Annotated in this window: 19 protein-coding genes; 14 read left to right on the top strand and 5 right to left on the bottom strand. The window is 72.4% G+C overall.

Features of this window, described 5'->3' with window-relative positions; all coding sequences use genetic code 11:
• Positions 1–24 precede the first annotated feature (24 nt).
• Positions 25–906 (top strand): YceI family protein, encoded by an 882-nt coding sequence (locus ACFYZL_RS18085; protein ID WP_384756013.1) that lies wholly within the window; start codon positions 25–27, stop codon positions 904–906.
• Between the two features lie 23 nt (positions 907–929).
• Here ACFYZL_RS18085 and ACFYZL_RS18080 read toward each other — a convergent pair whose 3' ends face one another.
• Positions 930–1,172, bottom strand: coding sequence for a hypothetical protein (locus tag ACFYZL_RS18080; RefSeq protein WP_384756014.1), 243 nt, complete (start codon positions 1,170–1,172; stop codon positions 930–932).
• 76 nt (positions 1,173–1,248) lie between these two features.
• Here ACFYZL_RS18080 and holA point away from each other — a divergent pair, with 76 nt between their 5' ends.
• Complete coding sequence (gene holA / locus ACFYZL_RS18075) at positions 1,249–2,244, top strand: DNA polymerase III subunit delta (RefSeq protein WP_384756017.1); 996 nt, start codon at positions 1,249–1,251, stop codon at positions 2,242–2,244.
• A 36-nt stretch (positions 2,245–2,280) separates the two neighbouring features.
• Here the strand turns inward: holA and ACFYZL_RS18070 are convergent, their stop codons facing one another.
• A complete protein-coding gene (locus tag ACFYZL_RS18070) occupies positions 2,281–3,678 on the bottom strand; it encodes an MFS transporter (protein ID WP_388679935.1) in 1,398 nt (465 codons plus the stop codon).
• Positions 3,679–3,770: 92 nt separating this feature from the next.
• Between ACFYZL_RS18070 and ACFYZL_RS18065 the strand changes: the two genes are divergently transcribed.
• A complete protein-coding gene (locus ACFYZL_RS18065; protein ID WP_388679932.1) occupies positions 3,771–4,331 on the top strand; it encodes a TetR family transcriptional regulator in 561 nt (186 codons plus the stop codon).
• Positions 4,332–4,549: 218 nt separating this feature from the next.
• Here the strand turns inward: ACFYZL_RS18065 and rpsT are convergent, their stop codons facing one another.
• Positions 4,550–4,816 (bottom strand): 30S ribosomal protein S20, encoded by a 267-nt coding sequence (rpsT, locus tag ACFYZL_RS18060; RefSeq protein ID WP_266788134.1) that lies wholly within the window; start codon positions 4,814–4,816, stop codon positions 4,550–4,552.
• Between the two features lie 198 nt (positions 4,817–5,014).
• Here rpsT and lepA point away from each other — a divergent pair, with 198 nt between their 5' ends.
• The 3 genes from lepA (at position 5,015) to hemW (ending at position 10,744) form a co-directional block, all read left to right on the top strand.
• Positions 5,015–6,880, top strand: coding sequence for a translation elongation factor 4 (lepA, locus tag ACFYZL_RS18055; RefSeq protein ID WP_384758779.1), 1,866 nt, complete (start codon positions 5,015–5,017; stop codon positions 6,878–6,880).
• A 202-nt stretch (positions 6,881–7,082) separates the two neighbouring features.
• A complete protein-coding gene (locus tag ACFYZL_RS18050; protein WP_388679927.1) occupies positions 7,083–8,972 on the top strand; it encodes an AMP-dependent synthetase/ligase in 1,890 nt (629 codons plus the stop codon).
• A gap of 539 nt (positions 8,973–9,511) precedes the next feature.
• Positions 9,512–10,744, top strand: a complete 1,233-nt coding sequence (gene hemW / locus ACFYZL_RS18045) for a radical SAM family heme chaperone HemW (protein WP_384755375.1) — start codon at positions 9,512–9,514, stop codon at positions 10,742–10,744.
• A 21-nt stretch (positions 10,745–10,765) separates the two neighbouring features.
• On the opposite strand, the gene ACFYZL_RS18040 is transcribed toward hemW, so the two are convergent.
• Positions 10,766–11,575, bottom strand: a complete 810-nt coding sequence (locus tag ACFYZL_RS18040; RefSeq protein WP_384755378.1) for a DUF3097 domain-containing protein — start codon at positions 11,573–11,575, stop codon at positions 10,766–10,768.
• A 34-nt stretch (positions 11,576–11,609) separates the two neighbouring features.
• On the bottom strand, positions 11,610–12,329 hold the full coding sequence (locus tag ACFYZL_RS18035; protein WP_384755380.1) for an MBL fold metallo-hydrolase: 720 nt from the start codon (positions 12,327–12,329) through the stop codon (positions 11,610–11,612).
• Positions 12,330–12,464: 135 nt separating this feature from the next.
• On the opposite strand from ACFYZL_RS18035, the gene hrcA reads away from it, so the two are divergent.
• The 8 genes from hrcA (at position 12,465) to ACFYZL_RS17995 (ending at position 20,634) form a co-directional block, all read left to right on the top strand.
• Entirely contained in the window at positions 12,465–13,481 is a 1,017-nt protein-coding gene (gene hrcA, locus ACFYZL_RS18030; protein ID WP_384755383.1) for a heat-inducible transcriptional repressor HrcA, read from the top strand.
• Positions 13,482–14,618, top strand: a complete 1,137-nt coding sequence (dnaJ, locus tag ACFYZL_RS18025; protein ID WP_384594285.1) for a molecular chaperone DnaJ — start codon at positions 13,482–13,484, stop codon at positions 14,616–14,618.
• Positions 14,619–14,810: 192 nt separating this feature from the next.
• Positions 14,811–15,902 carry a nitronate monooxygenase gene (locus ACFYZL_RS18020; RefSeq protein ID WP_388679922.1) on the top strand — a complete coding sequence of 364 codons (1,092 nt, stop codon included), beginning with the start codon at positions 14,811–14,813 and terminating at the stop codon, positions 15,900–15,902.
• Positions 15,899–16,642, top strand: a complete 744-nt coding sequence (locus ACFYZL_RS18015; protein ID WP_388679919.1) for a 16S rRNA (uracil(1498)-N(3))-methyltransferase — start codon at positions 15,899–15,901, stop codon at positions 16,640–16,642. Before ACFYZL_RS18020 ends, ACFYZL_RS18015 begins: the two co-directional genes overlap by 4 nt.
• A 227-nt stretch (positions 16,643–16,869) precedes the next feature.
• Complete coding sequence (locus ACFYZL_RS18010; RefSeq protein ID WP_384594304.1) at positions 16,870–17,229, top strand: histidine triad nucleotide-binding protein; 360 nt, start codon at positions 16,870–16,872, stop codon at positions 17,227–17,229.
• A 17-nt stretch (positions 17,230–17,246) separates the two neighbouring features.
• The gene (locus ACFYZL_RS18005) at positions 17,247–18,158 is read left to right on the top strand and encodes a ribonuclease Z (RefSeq protein WP_388679916.1); all 912 of its coding nucleotides are present in this window, start codon (positions 17,247–17,249) and stop codon (positions 18,156–18,158) included.
• Positions 18,159–18,355: 197 nt separating this feature from the next.
• Positions 18,356–19,453 (top strand): PfkB family carbohydrate kinase, encoded by a 1,098-nt coding sequence (locus ACFYZL_RS18000; protein ID WP_384755395.1) that lies wholly within the window; start codon positions 18,356–18,358, stop codon positions 19,451–19,453.
• A 143-nt stretch (positions 19,454–19,596) separates the two neighbouring features.
• A complete protein-coding gene (locus tag ACFYZL_RS17995; RefSeq protein ID WP_376660963.1) occupies positions 19,597–20,634 on the top strand; it encodes a PhoH family protein in 1,038 nt (345 codons plus the stop codon).
• The last annotated feature ends 3 nt before the right edge of the window (positions 20,635–20,637 follow it).

Here is a 20,637-nt window from a genome sequence, read left to right as displayed (position 1 = left end):
ACACAGCACGGGGGTGCATCAGCCATGTTCGGTCGCCGACGGGGGATGGAGACGGCTGGGGGTTCCAGCCCGCAGACATCCGCGACACTGACGCTGCCGCCGACGGCGCGGCTACTCAGCTGCCGCGTGCTCGACAGCGTCCACCAGCCCATCCGACAGGCGAAGTTCGAGGTCACCGACCCGATCGGGCGGCGGATCGTGAGCGGCGAGACCGACCCCTACGGCGCGTTCACGGCGACCGTGCCGGAGGGGGAGTACCGGCTCTCGGTCAGCGCCGAGGGGTACGCGCCGTTCCACGGGGCGACGCTGGTGGGCGGTCCCGCGCAGCCCGGCACCGGGGAGATCGTCCTGGACGTCGTGGAACCGCCGCTGCTGCCGCAGCCCGGCCACTGGGAACTCGACCCGGCGCATTCGACGATCGGCTTCACGGCCCGTCACATCGGGATGGCGCGGATCCGCGGCCGGTTCAACACGTTCGCCGGCGCGGTCCGGATCGCCGAGCGCATGGAGGACTCCTCCATGCACGTGAGGATCGACGCGGCGAGCATCGACACGGGACTGCGGATGCGGGACGACCACCTGCGCTCGGCGGACTTCCTGGACGTGGCCCGCTACCCGACGGTCGAGTTCTACAGCGAGCGGTTCATCCACCGCAGCGGAAGGCGCTGGGCCGTCGCGGGCGCCCTCACCCTGCACGGGGTGAGCCGTTCCGTCACCCTGGACACCGAGTACCTGGGTCTCGGTACGGGGCTGGAGGGCGAGCCGCGGGCCGCCTGCCGGGCCAGTGCGGAACTGCAGCGCGAGGACTTCACCCTGAACTGGCAGTCGGTGCTGGCGCACGGGATCGCGGCGATCGGATCGAGCGTCGAGGTGACGCTGGACGTCCAGGCGGTCCACAAGGCCTGACCGGCCGACGGGACCGACAGGCCCTAAGGGGCCTCCAGCCAGCCCTCGTACTCGTCGGCGAGCGCGTCCAACGCGGTGGGGTCGAGCCGTTCCCGCGGGTCCTCGACGACCACCAGCCACTGGGCGTCCTCGGCGTCGTCCTCGCCGGCCAGGGCGTCGCGGACCAACTGCGGCTCCTCCGTCAGGCCGAAGCGGTCGACGACCTCCTGCGCCACCTCCTCGGCGGCGTCGCGGTCGGGCAGGACGAGTACATGTCGCACGTTCACGCGACCATTGTCGAGTATCGGGTCACAGGGCCCGTGCGGCGGTGGGCTGTCAGTGCGGCGTGGGATGCTGGAGGCGATGGCCACCAGGAAGAACTCAACCGACGATCCGCTCGCCCCGATCACCCTCGCGGTGGGGCAGGAGGACCTGCTCCTCGACCGTGCCGTACGGGAGGTGGTGGCGGCCGCCCGCGCCGCCGATGCCGACACGGACGTGCGCGACCTCTCCTCCGAGCAGCTCCAGCCCGGCACGCTCGCCGAGCTGACGAGCCCCTCGCTCTTCTCCGAGCGCAAGGTGCTGGTCGTGCGGAACGCCCAGGACCTGTCAGCGGACACCGTCAAGGAGGTCAAGGCCTACCTCGACGCGCCCTACGAGGAGATCGTCCTCGTCCTCGTCCATGCCGGCGGGGTCAAGGGGAAGGGCCTGCTCGACGCGGCGCGCAAGGCGGGCGCCCGGGAGGTGGCCTGCCCGAAGATGACCAAGGCGGCCGACCGCCTGGCGTTCGTACGGGGAGAGTTCCGCACGCTGGGGCGCTCGGCGACCCCGGACGCCTGCCAGAACCTGGTCGATGCGATCGGCAGCGACCTGCGGGAGCTGGCGAGCGCGGCGGCGCAGCTGTGCGCGGACGTCGAGGGCACGATCGACGAAGCCGTGGTGGGCCGTTACTACACCGGCCGCGCCGAGGCCTCCAGCTTCACGGTTGCCGACCGGGCGGTCGAGGGTCGGGCGGCGGAAGCCCTCGAAGCACTGCGGTGGTCCCTGGCCACCGGGGTGGCGCCGGTCCTGATCACCAGCGCCCTGGCCCAGGCCGTGCGCGCGATCGGCAAGCTGGCCTCCGCCCCGCGCGGAGCCCGCCCGGGCGATCTCGCCCGGGACCTGGGGATGCCGCCCTGGAAGATCGACCGGGTCCGCCAGCAGATGCGCGGCTGGTCGGCGGACGGCGTCGCGGACGCCCTGCGTGCCGTGGCCGTCGCCGACGCGGGCGTCAAGGGTGGCGGCGACGACCCCGAGTACGCCTTGGAGAAGGCGGTGGTGGCGGTCGCCCGCGCGGCCCGCCCCCAGCGCCGCCAGTAGGCGTCCCCATCCTCGTCCTTCGCCCGGGCCCTCTCCTCAGTGGGCCATGGCGCGGGCCGCCGAGGGGGAGGGGCGGCCCTTCGGCAGGAGGGCCCCTGCGGCCAGGGCGAGGCCCAGTGCCGGGAGGGCGAGCGCGCCGAAACCGGTCGGGGCGAGCACGGCGAGGCCGACGGCGGCGCCGAGTTCGTGGGAGGTGCCCACCAGGCCGGAGGCGAGCCCCGAGTGTTCGGGGGCGACTTCGGACAGGGCGGCCGTCGTCGCGCAGACGAAGGCCCCGCCCAGTCCGAGGGCCAGCAGGGCGAATCCGGGGACGAGGCCCGTCCAGAGTCCGCCGAGCGGGGCCAGGGCGGCTCCGCCCGCCGCGAGGGCGAAGGCCGCGGCGCCGACCGGCCGCCAGCCGAAGCGGACCACGGCCCGGCCGCCCAGGTGCGCCCCCGCGGTGACCGCCACCGCCACCGGGAGGAAGGCCAGACCGGTGACAAGGGCGCTGCGCCCGAGCTCCTGCTGGATGTGCACGGAGCTCAGGTAGAACCCCGACACCAGCATTCCGGCCGCGCCCAGCATCACCGCGCTCCCGCCCAGCAGCGCGCGGCGGCCCGGCAGGGCGGACGGCAGCAGCGGGTGCGGGCTCCGGCGTCCGGCCGTGACCAGCGCGAGGCCCGCGGCGCCGGCCCCGACCAGCCAGGGCCAGGAGTGCTCGGCCAGGCCCTGGACCAGGCACGCGCACGTCACCGTCAGCAGGAGCGCGCCCACCACGCCCAGGGGCGCCCGGTGCCCCGCCCCGCCGCCGGGGGCGCGCAGGGAGTTCCCGAGCAGCAGCGGGACGGCGATCAGTGCCAGGGCCCCGGCGGGCAGGTTCACGTAGAAGATCCAGCGCCAGCCGGGACCGTCCGCCAGGATTCCGCCGAGCAGCACCCCGACGGCCGCGCCGGCGCCGCCGATGCCCGCCCAGACACCGAGGGCGCGGTGCCGCGCCGGGCCTTGGAACAGGGCCATGACCAGGGCCAACGCCGCCGGCGAGAGCAGGGCCGCGCCGACGCCCTGCAGGGAGCGGGCCAGGATCAGGGTGCCGGGCGTCCCCGCGAGGCCGCAGGCCCCGGAAGCCGCCGTGAACAGCGCCAGCCCGGTCAGGAACATCCGCCGCGCCCCGAACCGGTCGGCCAGCCGTCCGCCGACCAGGAGCAGGGCGCCGAAGAAGAGGGTGTACGCGGTGACGAGCCGGGTGGGTCCGGTGCCGGACAGCGCGAGGTCGGCGCCTATGACGGGCAGGGCCACGTTCACCACCGTGACGTCGGCGATGAGCATGAACTGGGCCAGGCAGAGGAGGCCCAGCAGGAGCCGTCGGTGCGGATGGGCGGGGGCGTGCGCGGGGGCGGGGGCGGGGGCATGTGGGTGGGCGTCGGCGTGGCCGTGGGCAGGGGAGTGCGAGGGCATGGCGAAGGCGCTCCTAAAGTTAACGGTGCTGTTAAGGATCGAGTATGCAGGCCCGCCCAAGGAATATGAACAGCAGTGTTAAGTTTGGCTCCATGGCATCGAACGCCCCCACCCCCCGGCCCCGCCGCGCCGACGCGGAGCGCAACGCCGCCGCGATCGTCGACGCGGGCCTGGACTGCTTCCTCGCCGACCCGCAGGCGAGCATGGCCGCCATCGCCCGCGCCGCCGGAGTCAGCCGGGTCACCCTCTACTCCCACTTCGCGACGCGCGAGGCGCTCCTCGACGCCGCTTTCGACCGGGCCGCGGCCGAAGCCGCCGCCGCCCTCGCGGGCGGCGGCGACCTCGCCTGGCTCGTCCGCACCTCGTGGCGGCTCCTCGACCGGCACTCGGCCGTCTTCGCCGCCGTCTCCGCCGCGTTCCCGCCCGAGCGGCTGCGCGAACGCCACGACCGGATCCTGGCGCCGGTGCGCGGCCTGATCGTCCGCGGCCAGGAGGCCGGCGAGGTGCGCTCCGACCTCTCCGCGGACTGGCTGGTCACCGTCGTCTACAGCCTCGTCCACGCGGCCGCCGCCGAGGTGCAGGCCGGCCGGCTGGACGCCGCCGAAGCCCCTGACCTGCTGACCTCGACCGTCCTCGCCGCCGTACGCGCCTGACCGGGTCCGGGCCGGCCCCGGTCACCCGCCCGCCCGGGCAACGCGAAGGCCCCGGCCACCACCCTGGGGAAGGGTGGAGGCCGGGGCCTTCGGTCACTGCATGAAGATGCTTGCGCCGCACCCGCGTGGCGAACGCAGGCCGCGTGCGGCGCGGTGTGCCGGTGAGGGAGCGGAAGAGAGGGCCCGCTGGGTCCCTACCGGCGATTCACATCGAGAGCTCAGCCCTGGAGGGTGGCGACCTTGGAGGCCAGCGCCGACTTCTTGTTGGCGGCGGCGTTCTTGTGGATGACACCCTTCGAGACAGCCTTGTCGAGCGCACGCGCGGCGGCGCGGGAAGCCACGGTGGCCTTCTCGACGTCACCGGCGAGGACGGCCTCGCGGGCCTTGCGGATCGCGGTCTTGAGCGAGGACTTGACGGCCTTGTTGCGCAGGCGCGCCTTCTCGTTCGTCTTGTTCCGCTTGATCTGGGACTTGATGTTCGCCACGAAAGAGCCTTTTCAGGTTCAGAGTTTGATCTTCGGATTGTGTCCCGACAGCTGAGAGGGCATACGAGACACAGCTGCCCAGGCTACCAGGCACGCTCCTGGCGGCCCAAACCGAGCGCACTGCCCCGTCCATGGGACCATGGGAGGACTTCAGACTTCGTTCCGCGTTCCGACTGCGACCGAGAATCAGGACACTGCGTGCCCGCGATCCCCAGCCACGTGCCCGAGCCGAGCCGTACCGACCCGGCGCTGATCCGCAATTTCTGCATCATCGCGCACATCGACCACGGCAAGTCGACCCTTGCCGACCGGATGCTCCAGCTCACCGGTGTCGTCGACCAGCGGCAGATGCGCGCCCAGTACCTCGACCGCATGGACATCGAGCGTGAGCGCGGCATCACCATCAAGTCCCAGGCGGTCCGGCTGCCCTGGGCTCCCACCGTGGGCGAGGGACAGGGCAAGACCCACATCCTCAACATGATCGACACCCCCGGGCACGTCGACTTCACCTACGAGGTCTCGCGCTCCCTCGCCGCGTGCGAGGGCACCATCCTCCTCGTGGACGCCGCCCAGGGCATCGAGGCGCAGACCCTCGCCAACCTGTACCTGGCGATGGAGAACGACCTCGCGATCGTCCCGGTCCTCAACAAGATCGACCTGCCGGCCGCCCAGCCGGAGAAGTTCGCCGAGGAGCTCGCGAACCTGGTCGGCTGCGACCCCGACGACGTGCTGCGCGTCTCGGCCAAGACCGGCATGGGCGTCGACGCGCTGCTCGACAAGGTCGTCGCCACCGTCCCGGCCCCGGTCGGCGTCAAGGACGCCCCGGCCCGCGCCATGATCTTCGACTCGGTCTACGACTCGTACCGCGGTGTCGTCACCTACGTCCGTGTGGTCGACGGCCAGCTCAACAAGCGCGAGCGCATCCGGATGATGTCGACGGGCGCCACCCACGAGCTGCTGGAGATCGGCGTCTCCTCGCCCGAGATGACCCCGGCCGACGGCATCGGCGTCGGCGAGGTGGGCTACATCATCACCGGCGTGAAGGACGTCCGTCAGTCCAAGGTCGGTGACACCATCACCAGCCTGCACAACGGCGCGACCGAGGCCCTCGGTGGCTACAAGGACCCGCGCCCGATGGTCTTCTCGGGTCTGTACCCGCTCGACGGCTCGGACTACCCGGACCTGCGCGAGGCCCTGGACAAGCTCCAGCTCAACGACGCCGCGCTCGTCTACGAACCGGAGACCTCGGCGGCGCTCGGCTTCGGCTTCCGCGTCGGCTTCCTCGGTCTGCTCCACCTCGACGTGGTCCGCGAGCGCCTGGAGCGCGAGTTCGGCCTCGACCTGATCGCCACCGCGCCCAACGTGGTCTACCGGGTCGTCCTGGAGGACGGCAAGGAAGTCACCGTCACCAACCCGAGCGAGTTCCCCGAGGGCAAGATCTCGGACGTGTTCGAGCCGGTCGTCCGGGCCACGATCCTCGCGCCCAGCGAGTTCATCGGCGCGATCATGGAGCTCTGCCAGACCCGTCGCGGCACCCTCCTCGGCATGGACTACCTCTCCGAGGACCGCGTCGAGATCCGCTACACCCTCCCGCTCGCGGAGATCGTCTTCGACTTCTTCGACCAGCTGAAGTCCAAGACGCGTGGTTACGCCTCCCTCGACTACGAGCCCACCGGCGAGCAGTCCGGCAGCCTCGTCAAGGTCGACATCCTGCTGCACGGTGACAAGGTCGACGCCTTCTCCGCCGTCTGCCACAAGGACGCCGCCTACGCCTACGGCGTGCGCCTCGTCGCCAAGCTGCGCGAGCTCATCCCGCGGCAGGCGTTCGAGGTTCCGGTGCAGGCCGCGATCGGCTCCCGCGTCATCGCCCGCGAGACCATCCGCGCCATCCGCAAGGACGTCCTCGCCAAGTGCTACGGCGGTGACATCTCCCGCAAGCGGAAGCTGCTGGAGAAGCAGAAGGAAGGCAAGAAGCGGATGAAGATGGTCGGCTCCGTGGAGGTCCCGCAGGAGGCCTTCATCGCGGTGCTGTCCAGCGACGACTCCGGCGGCAAGAAGAAGTAGTCGGGCAGTAGCGTTGAGTACGAGCCAGGCCCCCGAGGCGATGCCCGGGGGCCTGTTTCGTTATGAATCGGCCGCTCGGGGGCTCTTACGCACCGGCCGGAGGGCCCCTACTCTGATCACTGCTCGATGGTTACTCGCCAGTTACAAGCCCTGAGTCCCGCCCCTGAATGACAGGCCCTGCCGCGTGGTCCGGAGGACATCCGTGAGCGACACACAGACCTTGATCGAGAACCGTCCGCCCACCGTGGCGGCCCTCTTCCTGGAACGCGTCGCGAAGACGCCCGATGCGGAGGCGTACCGGTTCCCGGTGCCCGCGGCCGGCGGCCAGGGCCCCGACGAGTGGAAGTCGCTCAGCTGGGGCCAGGCGGCCGAGCGGGTGTTCTCCATCGCCGCGGGCCTGATCGACCTCGGCGTGCAGCCGGAGCAGCGGGTCGCGCTCGCCTCCAACACCCGGGTCGAGTGGATCCTGTCCGACCTCGGTGTGATGTGCGCGGGCGGCGCCGTCACCACCATCTACCCGAGCACCAACGCGGACGAGTCCGCGTTCATCCTCTCGGACTCCGAGAGCCGGGTGCTCATCGCCGAGGACGGCAAGCAGCTCGCGAAGGCCCGCGAGCGCCGCGCCGACCTGCCGCACCTCGCCCACGTGGTGGTCCTGGAAGCGGCCGACGCGGTCGCCGTCGACGGCGACCCCGAGGGCTGGGTGCTCTCCCTCGCCGACCTGGAGAAGCGCGGCGCGGCCTACCTCGCCAAGCACCCCGGGGCGATCAAGGAGCGGATCGCGGCCATCACCGCCGACCAGCTCGCCACCCTCATCTACACCTCGGGCACCACCGGCCGCCCCAAGGGCGTACGGCTCCCGCACGACAACTGGTCGTACATGGCCAAGGCCATGGTCGCCACCGGCCTGATCGGCAAGGACGACGTCCAGTACCTGTGGCTGCCGCTGGCCCACGTCTTCGGCAAGGTGCTGACCTCCGGCCAGATCGAGGTCGGGCACGTGACGGCCGTCGACGGCCGGATCGACAAGATCATCGAGAACCTGCCGATCGTGCAGCCGACGTACATGGCGGCCGTCCCGCGCATCTTCGAGAAGGTCTACAACGGCGTGGCCGCCAAGGCCCGGGCCGGCGGCGGCGCCAAGTACAAGATCTTCCAGTGGTCGGTCGGCGTGGCCCGCGAATACGCCAAGGTCACCCAGGACAACTTCAAGCGCACCGGCAGCAAGACCGCCCCCTTCGGTCTCGCCGCCAAGCACAAGATCGCCGACGTGCTCGTCTACTCCAAGCTCCGCGAGGCCTTCGGCGGCAACCTGCGCGCCGCCGTCTCCGGAGCCTCCGCCCTGGCACCCGAGATCGGCTACTTCTTCTCGGGCGCGGGCATCCACATCCTGGAGGGCTACGGCCTGACCGAGTCCAGCGCCGCCTCCTTCGTCAACCCGGGCGAGGCCTACCGCACCGGCACCGTCGGCAAGCCGCTCCCCGGCACCGAGGTCCGCATCGCCGACGACGGCGAGGTCCTGCTGCGCGGCCCCGGCATCATGCAGGGCTACCACGGGCAGCCGGAGAAGACCGCCGAGGTCCTGGAGTCCGACGGCTGGCTGCACACGGGCGACATCGGCGAACTGTCGGCCGACGGCTACCTGCGCATCACCGACCGCAAGAAGGACCTGATCAAGACCTCGGGCGGCAAGTACGTCGCCCCGGCCGAGATCGAGGGCCAGTTCAAGGCCATCTGCCCGTACGTGTCGACCATCGTCGTGCACGGCGCCGACCGGAACTTCTGCTCCGCGCTGATCGCGCTGGACGAGCCGGCGATCCTGGGCTGGGCCGCCGAGAACGGGCTGGAGGGCAAGACGTACGGCCAGGTGCTGGCCGCGCCGGAGACCGCGCGGCTGATCGAGACGTACGTGCAGACCCTGAACGAGGGGCTGCAGCGCTGGCAGACGATCAAGAAGTTCCGGGTCCTGCCGAGGGATCTGGACGTGGAGCACGGGGACCTCACGCCGAGCCTGAAGCTGAAGCGGCCGGTGGTCGAGCGGGAGTTCAAGCACCTGATCGAGGAGATGTACGAGGGGTCGCGCGAGGCGTAGCGGTTGGCCTCGGGGGTCGGGCGGCCGGCCTCGCCGGGGCCGGGCCTCGGCTCGCCTCCTCCTGCGCCGGCGTGTTGCGGGGCGTCCCCGCGCCCCCGCAGGGCGTCGAACGCACCGCGTCATACGTGTCCGCTGCCCCTGCCCGTTCGACGCCCGAGGAGGTGCCCCGGCGCGCGCCCGGCCCCGACGGCCCTTCGCGTGCGGGCCGCCCCGGGGTGCCGCTGCGCGGGGCTGGTCCCCTACCCGCCCTTCCGCCGTTCCCCGGGCTCTGCCCGGACCCGGTCCTCAAACGCCGGACGGGCTGAAGGCTTCGGGGCTCCGCCCCAGACCCCGCGCCTCAAACGCCGGCGGGGCTGGAGGGTCGGGGTTCCGCTCCGGACCACGCGCCCGGCGGGGCTGGAGGGTCGGGGTTCCGCTCCGGACCACGCGCCCGGCGGGGCTGGAAGGTCGGGGTTCCGCCCCGGACCACGCGGCTCGAACGCCGGCGGAGCCGAAGGGCGGCGGGGATGGATCTTCGGTGGGTGCGGGATGATGGGGGTATGCCTTCCGCACTGCCCGACGGTGAACCCATGCCCGAGGACGGCTCGCTGCCGTCGCACGCCCTTGACGGGGCGGGGGACCGGCCGCTCGGTTTCTACCTGCACGTCCCGTACTGCGCCACGCGCTGCGGGTACTGCGACTTCAACACCTACACGGCCACCGAGCTGCGGGGCACCGGCGGTGTGCTCGCCTCGCGGGAGAACTACGCCGACACCCTGATCGACGAGGTCCGCCTCGCGAGGAAGGTGCTCGGGGACGACCCCAGGGCCGTGCGCACCGTGTTCGTCGGCGGCGGAACGCCGACGCTGCTGCCCGCCGGGGACCTCGTACGGATGCTCGCGGCGATCCGCGACGAGTTCGGCCTGGCCGAGGACGCCGAGGTCACCACCGAGGCCAATCCGGAGTCGGTGAACCCGGAGTACCTGGCCGAACTGCGCGCCGGCGGCTTCAACCGGATCTCCTTCGGCATGCAGAGCGCGAAGCAGCACGTCCTGAAGGTGCTGGACCGCACGCACACCCCGGGCCGACCGGAGGCGTGCGTCGCGGAGGCGCGGGCGGCGGGGTTCGAGCACGTCAACCTGGACCTGATCTACGGGACCCCGGGCGAGTCCGACGACGACTGGAGGGCCTCGCTGGACGCGGCGCTCGGGGCCGGTCCCGACCACGTCTCGGCGTACGCGCTGATCGTCGAGGAGGGCACACAGCTGGCCCGCCGGATCCGCCGGGGCGAGGTCCCGATGACGGACGACGACGTGCACGCCGACCGGTACCTGATCGCGGACGAGGTCATGGCCGGGGCCGGGTACTCCTGGTACGAGGTGTCCAACTGGGCCACCTCGGAGGCCGGGCGCTGCCTGCACAACGAGCTGTACTGGCGCGGCGCCGACTGGTGGGGCGCGGGGCCGGGCGCGCACTCGCACGTGGGCGGGGTGCGCTGGTGGAACGTGAAGCACCCCGGTGCGTACGCCGCCGCGCTGGCCGAGGGGCGGTCGCCCGGGGCCGGGCGGGAGCTCCTGTCGGACGAGGACCGGCGGGTGGAACGGATCCTGCTGGAGCTGCGCCTGGTGGACGGCGTGCCGCTGTCCCTGCTGGCCCCGGCCGGGCTGGCGGCCTCCCGCCGGGCCCTGGCGGACGGGCTGCTGGAGGCCGCGCCGTACGAGGCGGGTCGCGCCGTGCTGACCCTGCGCGGGCGGCTGCTGGCCGACGCGGTGGTCCGGGACCTGGTGGACTGACCCACCGGCCCCGGTCCGGGGTCAGGCCGCGTCGCCCACCGTGACGAAGTCGATCAGTTCCTCCACGCGGCCCAGGAGGGTCGGTTCCAGGTCCTTGTAGGACGTGACCCGGGACAGGACGTGCTGCCACGCCGCGCCGGTGTTCTCCGGCCACCCCAGGGCCCTGCAGACGCCCGTCTTCCAGTCCTGGCCGCGCGGGACCGTCGGCCAGGCCGGGATGCCCACGGCGGACGGCTTCACCGCCTGCCAGACGTCGATGTACGGGTGGCCCACGATCAGGACGTCCCGGGAGGTCACCGAGGCCGCGATGCGGGATTCCTTCGAGCCGGGCACCAGGTGGTCGACCAGGACGCCCAGGCGGGCGTCCGGGCCCGGGGCGAAGTCGGCCACGACGGCCCGGAGGTCGTCGATGCCCTCCAGGTACTCCACCACCACGCCCTCGATGCGCAGGTCGTCGCCCCAGACCTTCTCGACCAGTTCCGCGTCGTGGCGGCCCTCCACGTAGATCCGCCCCGCCCGCGCCACCCGGGCGCGGGCCCCCGGGACGGCGATCGAGCCCGAGGCCGTACGGGCGGGCGCCGCGGGGGCGCGTGACGGGCGGGTCAGGGTCACCACCGCGCCGTCCAGCAGGAAGCCCCGGGGCTCCAGCGGGAACACCCGCCGCTTGCCGAAGCGGTCCTCCAGGGTCACCGTGCCCGCCTCGCAGGCCACCACCGCGCCGCAGAAGTCCGTACCGGCCACCTCGACCACCAGGTCCGGTTCCGCCGCCACCTCCGGCACGGCCTTCGGACGCTTCCACTGGGGGGTCAGGTCGGGGGAGTACTCGCGCATCCGGCCGAGAGTAGGGGAGGTGCGGTGATCGCGGCTATGACACGCCGAAACGGGCCGCCAGTGTGGCGCGTTGCGCACGTACGAAGTCCGCGTCGACCACCGCTCCGTGACCCGGGACGTACGACGCCTCCCGCCCGCCCAGCGACAGCAGCCGGTCCAGCGCGGCGGGCCACTGCCCCGGCGTCGCGTCCGGGCCCACCGAGGGCTCGCCCGACTCCTCCACCAGGTCCCCGCAGAACACCGTCTCGCGCTCGCCCGGCACGAAGACCGCCAGATCGTGCCGGGTGTGCCCGGGACCCACGTTGGCCAGCAGCACCTGTACCCCGCCCAGTTCCAGCGTCCACTCGCCCGACACGAGGTGCCTCGGCACCACCAGCAGGTCCGCCGCCTCGGCCGCCTCCGCCTCCGCCAGGCCGTGCCGGACCGCGTCGTCGCGCAGCTCCTCGCGGCCCGTGGCGAGCAGCGCGTCCAGCCCGACCGCCCCGTACACCTCGGCACCGGAGAAGGCCGCCGCGCCCAGGACGTGATCGAAATGGCCGTGGGTGAATGCGATATGGGTCACTCGCCGGCCGGTCAGTCGCTCCGCCTCCGCGCGCACCTGCGCACCCTCGCGCAGGCACGAGCCGGGGTCGACGAGGAGGACGGAATCGTCGCCCACCACCAGTCCCACGGTGCAGTCCCACACCGGGAGCCGCCTGCGGCCGGTCCGTCCGGTCAGCCGTTCCCAGCCCGCCTCTTCCCAACGCACGTCCATGCCGCGACGCTACCGTGACGAGCCTCCCTTGCCAGGGTCTTACTACCCGGCCGTACACTGAGCGGGGGATCTCTGGCACTCGAACGCCCAGAGTGCCAACGACAGGGCAACGGACCACAGCCGGAGGTGTGCGCGATGCTCAGCGAACGCAGACTCGAAGTGCTGCGCGCCATCGTCCAGGACTACGTCGGGACGGAGGAGCCGGTCGGCTCCAAGGCGCTCACCGAGCGGCACCGACTCGGGGTCTCGCCTGCCACCGTGCGCAACGACATGGCCGTGCTGGAGGAAGAGGGCTACATCGCCCAGCCCCACACCAGCGCCGGCCGGATCCCCACCGACAAGGGCTACCGCCTGTTCGTCGACAAGCTGGCGGGGGTCAAACCGCTGTCGACCCCCGAGCGGCGGGCCATCCAGAACTTCCTCGACGGCGCCGTCGACCTCGACGACGTGGTCGGCCGCACGGTGCGGCTGCTCGCGCAGCTCACCCGGCAGGTCGCCGTCGTCCAGTACCCGAGCCTGACCCGGTCGACCGTCCGGCACGTGGAGCTGCTCTCGCTCGCCCCCGCGCGCCTGATGCTCGTACTGATCACGGACACCGGGCGCGTCGAACAGCGGCTGATCGACTGCCAGACCCCCTTCGGCGAGGCCTCCCTCGCCGATCTGCGGGCCCGGCTCAACAGCCGCGTCGTGGGCCGTCGGTTCACCGACGTGCCCCCGCTCGTCCAGGACCTCCCCGAGTCCTTCGAGGCCGACGACCGCGCCACGGTGTCCACCGTGCTCGCGACGCTCCTCGAAACCCTGGTCGAGGAAGCCGAGGAACGGCTGATGATCGGCGGCACCGCCAATCTCACCCGCTTCGGACACGATTTTCCCCTGACGATCAGGCCGGTGCTCGAAGCGCTGGAGGAGCAGGTCGTGCTCCTCAAGCTGCTCGGCGAGGCCAACGAGTCGGGAATGGCCGTACGGATCGGGCATGAGAATGCCTACGAGGGACTGAACTCCACGTCCGTCGTCTCGGTCGGTTACGGTTCGGGCGGCGAAACGGTCGCCAAGCTCGGCGTGGTCGGACCGACCCGCATGGATTACCCCGGAACGATGGGAGCGGTACGCGCAGTGGCACGTTACGTCGGACAGATCCTGGCGGAGTCGTAAGTGGCCACGGACTACTACGCCACTCTCGGCGTACGCCGCGACGCATCCCAGGATGAGATCAAGAAGGCATTCCGGCGGCTCGCGCGCGAGCTGCACCCGGACGTGAACCCCGATCCCAAGACGCAGGAGCGTTTCAAGGAGATCAACGCGGCCTACGAGGTGCTGTCGGACCCGCAGAAGAAGCAGGTCTACGACCTCGGCGGCGACCCGCTGTCCTCCTCGGGCGGCGGCGGCGCGGGCGGCTTCGGGGCGGGCGGCTTCGGCAACTTCTCCGACATCATGGACGCCTTCTTCGGCCAGTCCTCGCAGCGCGGCCCGCGCTCGCGGACCCGCCGCGGCCAGGACGCCATGATCCGCCTGGACCTGGAGCTGGACGAGGCGGCCTTCGGGACGACCAAGGACATCCAGGTCGACACGGCCGTCGTCTGCACCACCTGCTCCGGCGAGGGCGCCGCCCCCGGCACCTCCGCCCAGACGTGTGACATGTGCCGCGGCCGCGGTGAGGTCTCGCAGGTCACCCGGTCCTTCCTGGGCCAGGTCATGACCTCGCGCCCCTGCCCGCAGTGCCAGGGCTTCGGCACCGTCGTCCCGACCCCGTGCCACGAGTGCGCGGGCGACGGCCGGGTCCGCTCCCGCCGCAGCCTCACGGTCAAGATCCCGGCCGGCGTCGAGAACGGCACCCGGATCCAGCTCGCGGGCGAGGGCGAGGTCGGCCCCGGCGGCGGCCCCGCCGGCGACCTGTACGTGGAGATCCACGAGCTGTCGCACCCGACGTTCCAGCGGCGCGGGGACGACCTGCACTGCACGGTGACCATCCCCATGACGGCGGCGGCCCTGGGCACCAAGTGCCCGCTGGAGACGCTCGACGGCATGGAGGAGATCGACATCCGGCCCGGCACCCAGTCCGGCCAGGCGATCCCGCTGCACGGCCGCGGCGTCACGCACCTGCGCGGTGGCGGCCGAGGCGACCTGATCGTCCACGTCGAGGTCACCACCCCGGGCAAGCTGGACGCCCAGCAGGAGGAGCTGCTGCGCCAGCTGGCGAAGCTGCGCGGCGAGGAGCGGCCGACGGGCCAGTTCGCACCGGGCCAGCAGGGTCTGTTCAGCCGTCTGAAGGACGCCTTCAACGGCCGCTGACCGGCCCGCACGCACACGCAGGAGCCCGGCCCCGGGAGCATCCCCGGGCCGGGCTCCGCGCGTAGTCGGCGGATGCCGGAAAGGCCCTCGCAGGCCAGGCCCCGCAACGGATCCGGCCACCCCGGGAAGCGGACTATGCCAGGCGAATGCGGTGATTCGGTCGACCGAGCGGGACGTGGCACGATGCAGTCCATGTCCTCGGCACCGAGCGGTCTCTCCCCTCACCCGATCGTGCAGGCGCCCATGGCCGGCGGCGGCTCCTGCCCCGCGCTCGTCGGGGCCGTGTGCGAAGCGGGCGGACTGGGCTACCTGGCCGGCGGCTACAAGACCGCCGACGGCATGTACCACGAGATCAAACAGGTGCGGGCGCTCACCCGGCGCCCCTTCGGCGTCAACCTCTTCATGCCGCAGACGGGTTACGTCGACCCGGCCGCCGTCGAGGCGTACCGCGGGCAGCTCGCCGGGGAGGCGAGCTGGTACGCGATCTCCCTCGCCGAGGAGGACATCATCGGCACCAGCGACGACGGCTACGACGCCAAACTCGCCATCCTGCTGGAGGACCCGGTACCGGTCGTCTCCTTCACCTTCGGCTGTCCCACGCCCGAGGCCCTCGCCGCCCTGCGCAAGGCGGGCACGTACACCGTCGTCACCGTGACCTCCGTCGAGGAGGCGCGGAGCGCGCAGGGCGCCGGCGCCGACGCGGTCTGCGTCCAGGGCGTCGAGGCCGGCGGACACCAGAGCACGCACCGCGACGACCCCCAGGCCGATGGCACGGCCGCCCTGGGGCTGCTCGCGCTGGTCGCCCAGGTACGGGAGGCCGTCGCCCTGCCCATCACCGCGGCGGGCGGCCTGATGCGGGGCTCGCAGATCGCGGCCCTGCTGGCGGCGGGCGCGGTCGCGGCCCAGCTCGGCACGGCCTTCCTGGTGTGCCCCGAGTCGGGAGCGGACCCGCTGCACAAGCGGGCGATGACCGACCCCCTCTTCGTACGGACCGAGCTGACCCGGGCCTTCTCCGGGCGGCCGGGGCGCGGCCTGGTGAACCGCTTCATGCGGGAGCACGGTCCCTACGCCCCCGCCGCGTACCCGCAGGTGCACCACCTGACGGCGGGGCTGCGCAAGGCGGCCGCCGCGGCCGGGGACGCGCAGGGCATGGCCCTGTGGGCGGGCCAGGGGCACCGGCTGGCGCGGGCGCTGCCGGCGGGGCAGCTGGTGGAGGTGCTGGCGGCCGAACTTGCCGAGGCCCAGAGAGTGTTGAAGGACATGCAGATGAGGAGTGCGTCATGACCGCCCCCGTGTTCGTGGTCGAAGAGGTCCCCGCGGGGCCGGAGTTCGTCCTGGACGGCCCCGAGGGCCGGCACGCGGTCTCCGTGAAGCGGCTGAACCCGGGCGAGGCGGTGGTCCTCGCGGACGGCCGCGGGCGCTGGGCCGAGGCCGTGGTGAAGGCGGCGGAGGGCAAGGACCGGCTCGTCGTCTCGGTGTCCGGGGTCTTCGAGGAAGCCGAACCGGCCGTCCGGATCACCGTCGTGCAGGCCCTGCCCAAGGGCGACCGCGGCGAGGTGGCGGTGGAGACCATGACCGAGACCGGGGTGGACGCGATCGTGCCGTGGCAGGCCTCGCGCTGCATCACGCAGTGGCGCGGCGACCGGGGCGCGAAGTCCCTGGCCAAGTGGCGGGCCACGGCCCGGGAGGCGGGCAAGCAGTCCCGCCGGGTCGCCTTCCCGGAAGTGGCGGAGGCCATGTCCACCAAGCAGGTGGCGGCGCTGCTGGCCGGCGCCGACCTGGCGATGGTGCTGCACGAGGACCGGGACACCCCGTCCGAGGCGCTGGCCACGGCGGAGCTCCCGGCGGCCGGTTCCGTCGTCCTGGTGGTCGGCCCCGAGGGCGGGGTCTCCCCTGAGGAGCTCGCCGTCTTCGCGGAGGCGGGGGCGCGGCCGTACCGGCTGGGCCGCTCGGTCCTGCGGACCTCCACGGCGGGCACCGCGGCGACGGCGGTCCTGCTGGCGCGCACGGGCCGCTGGGGCTGACGCCGGCCCGAACCCGGGCGTCGAGGCGGCTCCTGGGCCCGGCGCACGGGGGCTCTGGCGGGCCGTGGTGCCGACGGGGCGCGGAGAGGCCCTCGGGTCGATACCGGCCGGGGTCCGGACGGCGGCGTCCGGCCGCGGACTTGCCCTTCGGGGGCCGTTCCCGCCCGGGGTCGGCGGCCGTGGCCGATACGATGCGCGGACTGATCAACACCACGGGAGGCTCAGCAATGGCCGGGGAACCGCAGGCCGACTGCCTGTTCTGCAAGATCGTCACGGGGTCGATCCCCGCGACGGTGGTCCGGGAGACCGAAACGACCGTCGCCTTCCGGGACATCAACCCCCAGGCGCCCACGCACGTCCTCGTCATCCCCAAGACGCACTACCCCGACGCGGCCTCCCTCGCCGAGGCCGAGCCGACCGTCGTCGCCGACATACTGCGGGAAGCCGGCCGGATCGCCGCCGACGAGGGGATCGACGACCACGGCTACCGGGTCGTGTTCAACACCGGCGCCGGCGCCGGCCAGACCGTCTTCCACGCCCACCTGCACGTCCTCGGAGGCCGCGGCCTCCAGTGGCCGCCCGGTTAGCCGGCCCGGGAACGAACGTGTCCGTACGAGAGTTCGTGGTGCTGGGTACCGCCAGTCAGGTGCCCACCCGCCATCGCAACCACAACGGCTACCTGCTGCGCTGGGACGGCGAGGGCATCCTCTTCGACCCGGGCGAGGGCACGCAGCGGCAGATGCTGCGCGCCGGAGTCGCCGCGCACGACATCAACCGGATCTGCGTCACCCACTTCCACGGTGACCACAGCCTCGGGCTCGCCGGGGTGATCCAGCGGATCAACCTCGACAAGGTGCCGCACCCGGTCGCCGCGCACTACCCGGCCTCCGGGCAGAAGTTCTTCGACCGGCTGCGGTACGCGACGGCGTACCGGGAGACCGTGATGCTGGAGGAGTCCCCCGTCGTGGGGGACGGGATGCTGCCGGTGGCGAAGGGGCCGTCGTACGTCCTGGAGGCGCACCGGCTCTCGCACCCGGTGGAGTCCTTCGGCTACCGGCTCACCGAGCCGGACGGCCGGCGCATGGTCCCCGGGCTGCTGGCGCGGCACGGGATCAAGGGCCCGGACGTGGGCCTGATCCAGCGCGAGGGGCGGATCGGCGAGGTGTCGCTGGACGACGTCAGCGAGCACCGGGCCGGGCAGCGGTTCGCCTTCGTGATGGACACCCGGCTGTGCGAGGGGGTGGAGGCGCTCGCCGAGGGCTGCGACATGCTGGTGATCGAGTCGACCTTCCTCGAAACCGAATCCGCGCTGGCCGCCGAGCACGGCCACCTCACGGCCGGTCAGGCCGCCGAGGTCGCGCGGGCGGCGGGCGTGCGCCACCTCGTGCTGACCCACTTCTCGCAGCGGTACACCGACCCGGAAGCGTTCGAACGCGAGGCCCGGGAGGCCGGTTTCGAGGGCGAGTTGTCGGTGGCGGCGGACCTGGTCCGGGTGCCGCTGCCCAAGCGCGGCTAGTTCGCGCCCCGGGGCTTCGTACGGGGCCGGCCGGGGACGACCGGCCCCGCCGGTGTTCGGAGCGCGGGCCGGGCGGCGCCCCGGAGGCACCTTCGCAGGGTGATCTGCGCCACACTGGGTTTTGATCCTGGCCGAGGAGGACAGGATCGGCAGCTTTCCACCGCAGGAACGACCCTTCCAGAACTGGGGGAGCAACCGTGACGAGTCGGAACAGTTTCGACAGCGCCTCAGCCGCCGTGGACCCGCTCGGTCCGGTGCGGGACCCGGACGAGCCGGGCTGCGACGTCTTCCTCACCGGCACGGTCTTCCTCGACATCATCTTCACCGGCCTCGACTCCGCGCCCGTACGCGGTACGGAGTCCTGGGCGCGCGGCATGGGATCCAGCCCCGGCGGCGTCGCCAACATGGCCACCGCCCTGGCCAGGCTCGGCCTGCGCACCTCGCTGGCCGCGGCCTTCGGGGCCGACCACTACGGCGAGTACTGCTGGGACGCGCTCGAACAGGGCGAGGGCATCGACCTCTCGATGTCCCGCACGGTGCCCGGCTGGCACAGCCCCGTCACGGTCTCCATGGCGTACGAGGGCGAGCGCACGATGGTCTCCCACGGCCACGAGGCACCGCTCCCGGCGGGCCCCGGGCCGTTCCCGCAGTGCCCGCCCAGAGCCCGGGCGGCCGTGGCCTCGCTGGGACCGGGCCGGGGCGAGGAGTGGATCGGGGAGGCGGCCCGGCGCGGCTCGCGGGTCTTCGCGGACACCGGGTGGGACGAGAGCGGGCGCTGGGACCTCGGGGCCCTGGCCGACCTGGAGCACTGCGAGGCGTTCCTGCCGAACGCGGGCGAGGCGATGCGGTACACCCGGACCGACTGCCCGCGCGCAGCGGCCCGGGCGCTGGCCGAGAAGGTGCCGATCGCGGTGGTGACCATGGGCGCGGAGGGCTCGTACGCGGTGGACGGGCGCACCGGGGAGACGGCCGAAGTCCGCGGGATCGCGGTGGAGGAGCTGGATCCGACGGGCGCGGGCGACGTGTACGTGGCGGGATTCGTCACCGGCACCCTGGCGGGCTGGCCGCTGGCGGACCGCCTCGCCTTCGCCGGGCTGACGGCGGCGCTCTCGGTGCAGGAGTTCGGCGGCTCCCTGTCGGCCCCCGGCTGGCCGGAGGTGGCCCACTGGTGGCGGACCGCCCCCGAGGAGCTGCGCGGCCGCTACGCCTTCCTGGACGAGCTCGTTCCCAGGCCCTCGGCCCCGGCCGCCCGCCGCAGGGCGGTGCCGACGATCGGCTTCCGGCACTCCGCGTAGCCGTGCGGTCGCGCAGGCCCGCATTTCGCCGGGGCGAAAACCTCTCGGGGAAGACCGCGCGGCGTCGTACGCTTGGTAGTCCGGAGGTCGTCGAACAGCGCGGCCCTTCAGCGGGAGGTATGTGCAGGCCACAGTGCCGGCCCATGACTCAGACATCGACAGCCCACATCCCGGCGCCGGGGCAGGCGCGAGCCCACTTCACCGTTCCGGCCACCCACCCGATGGTGACCGTGCTCGGCTCGGGCGACGCCCTGTTGCGCGTGATCGAGAAGGCCTTCCCGAAGGCCGACATCCATGTTCGGGGCAATCAGGTCAGCGCGATCGGCGCGGCTGCGGAAGTCGCACTGATCCAGCGCCTGTTCGACGAGATGATGCTGGTGCTCCGCACCGGGCAGCCGATGACGGAGGACGCAGTGGAACGCTCGATCGCCATGCTCAAGTCGAGCGAGAACGGCAACGGTCCGGACGAGACGCCCGCCGAGGTGCTCACCCAGAACATCCTCTCCAGCCGCGGCCGCACCATCCGCCCCAAGACGCTCAACCAGAAGCGGTACGTCGACGCGATCGACAAGAACACGATCGTCTTCGGCATCGGCCCCGCCGGTACCGGAAAGACCTACCTCGCCATGGCCAAGGCGGTCCAGGCCCTGCAGTCCAAGCAGGTCAGCCGCATCATCCTGACCAGGCCGGCCGTCGAGGCGGGGGAGCGGCTCGGCTTCCTGCCGGGCACCCTCTTCGACAAGATCGACCCGTACCTGCGCCCGCTCTACGACGCGCTGCACGACATGATGGACCCCGACTCGATCCCGCGGCTGATGGCGGCGGGCACGATCGAGGTCGCGCCGCTGGCGTACATGCGCGGTCGTACGCTCAACGACGCGTTCGTCGTCCTCGACGAGGCGCAGAACACGACCACCGAGCAGATGAAGATGTTCCTGACCCGACTCGGCTTCGATTCGAAGATCGTGATCACCGGTGACATCACCCAGATCGACCTCCCGGGCGGGGCCAGGAGCGGTCTGCGTCAGGTCCAGGAGATCCTCGACGGGGTACCGGACATCCACTTCTCCCGGCTGACGTCCGAGGATGTCGTCCGGCACAAGCTGGTCGGCCGTATCGTCGACGCGTACGAGAAGTACGACGACGGCCAGCAGGCCGCGAACGGCCACCAGCGGAAGTAGAAC

It is taken from the genome of Streptomyces sp. NPDC001717, assembly GCF_042892775.1.
In the GTDB taxonomy this organism is placed as follows: domain Bacteria; phylum Actinomycetota; class Actinomycetes; order Streptomycetales; family Streptomycetaceae; genus Streptomyces.
Note: the sequence above shows the minus strand (reverse complement) of the source record. Positions and strands in the feature narration are given on the sequence as shown.

Bases quoted from the DNA above. Each gene is read 5' to 3' on its own strand.
- ACFYZL_RS18085 (WP_384756013.1), top strand. From the start codon at position 25: ATGTTCGGTCGCCGACGGGGGATGGAGACGGCTGGGGGTTCCAGCCCG.
- holA (WP_384756017.1), top strand. From the start codon at position 1,249: ATGGCCACCAGGAAGAACTCAACCGACGATCCGCTCGCCCCGATCACC.
- ACFYZL_RS18070 (WP_388679935.1), bottom strand. From the start codon at position 3,678: ATGCCCTCGCACTCCCCTGCCCACGGCCACGCCGACGCCCACCCACAT.
- ACFYZL_RS18065 (WP_388679932.1), top strand. From the start codon at position 3,771: ATGGCATCGAACGCCCCCACCCCCCGGCCCCGCCGCGCCGACGCGGAG.
- hemW (WP_384755375.1), top strand. From the start codon at position 9,512: ATGCCTTCCGCACTGCCCGACGGTGAACCCATGCCCGAGGACGGCTCG.
- ACFYZL_RS18040 (WP_384755378.1), bottom strand. From the start codon at position 11,575: ATGCGCGAGTACTCCCCCGACCTGACCCCCCAGTGGAAGCGTCCGAAG.
- ACFYZL_RS18035 (WP_384755380.1), bottom strand. From the start codon at position 12,329: ATGGACGTGCGTTGGGAAGAGGCGGGCTGGGAACGGCTGACCGGACGG.
- hrcA (WP_384755383.1), top strand. From the start codon at position 12,465: ATGCTCAGCGAACGCAGACTCGAAGTGCTGCGCGCCATCGTCCAGGAC.
- ACFYZL_RS18020 (WP_388679922.1), top strand. From the start codon at position 14,811: ATGTCCTCGGCACCGAGCGGTCTCTCCCCTCACCCGATCGTGCAGGCG.
- ACFYZL_RS18015 (WP_388679919.1), top strand. From the start codon at position 15,899: ATGACCGCCCCCGTGTTCGTGGTCGAAGAGGTCCCCGCGGGGCCGGAG.
- ACFYZL_RS18010 (WP_384594304.1), top strand. From the start codon at position 16,870: ATGGCCGGGGAACCGCAGGCCGACTGCCTGTTCTGCAAGATCGTCACG.
- ACFYZL_RS17995 (WP_376660963.1), top strand. From the start codon at position 19,597: ATGACTCAGACATCGACAGCCCACATCCCGGCGCCGGGGCAGGCGCGA.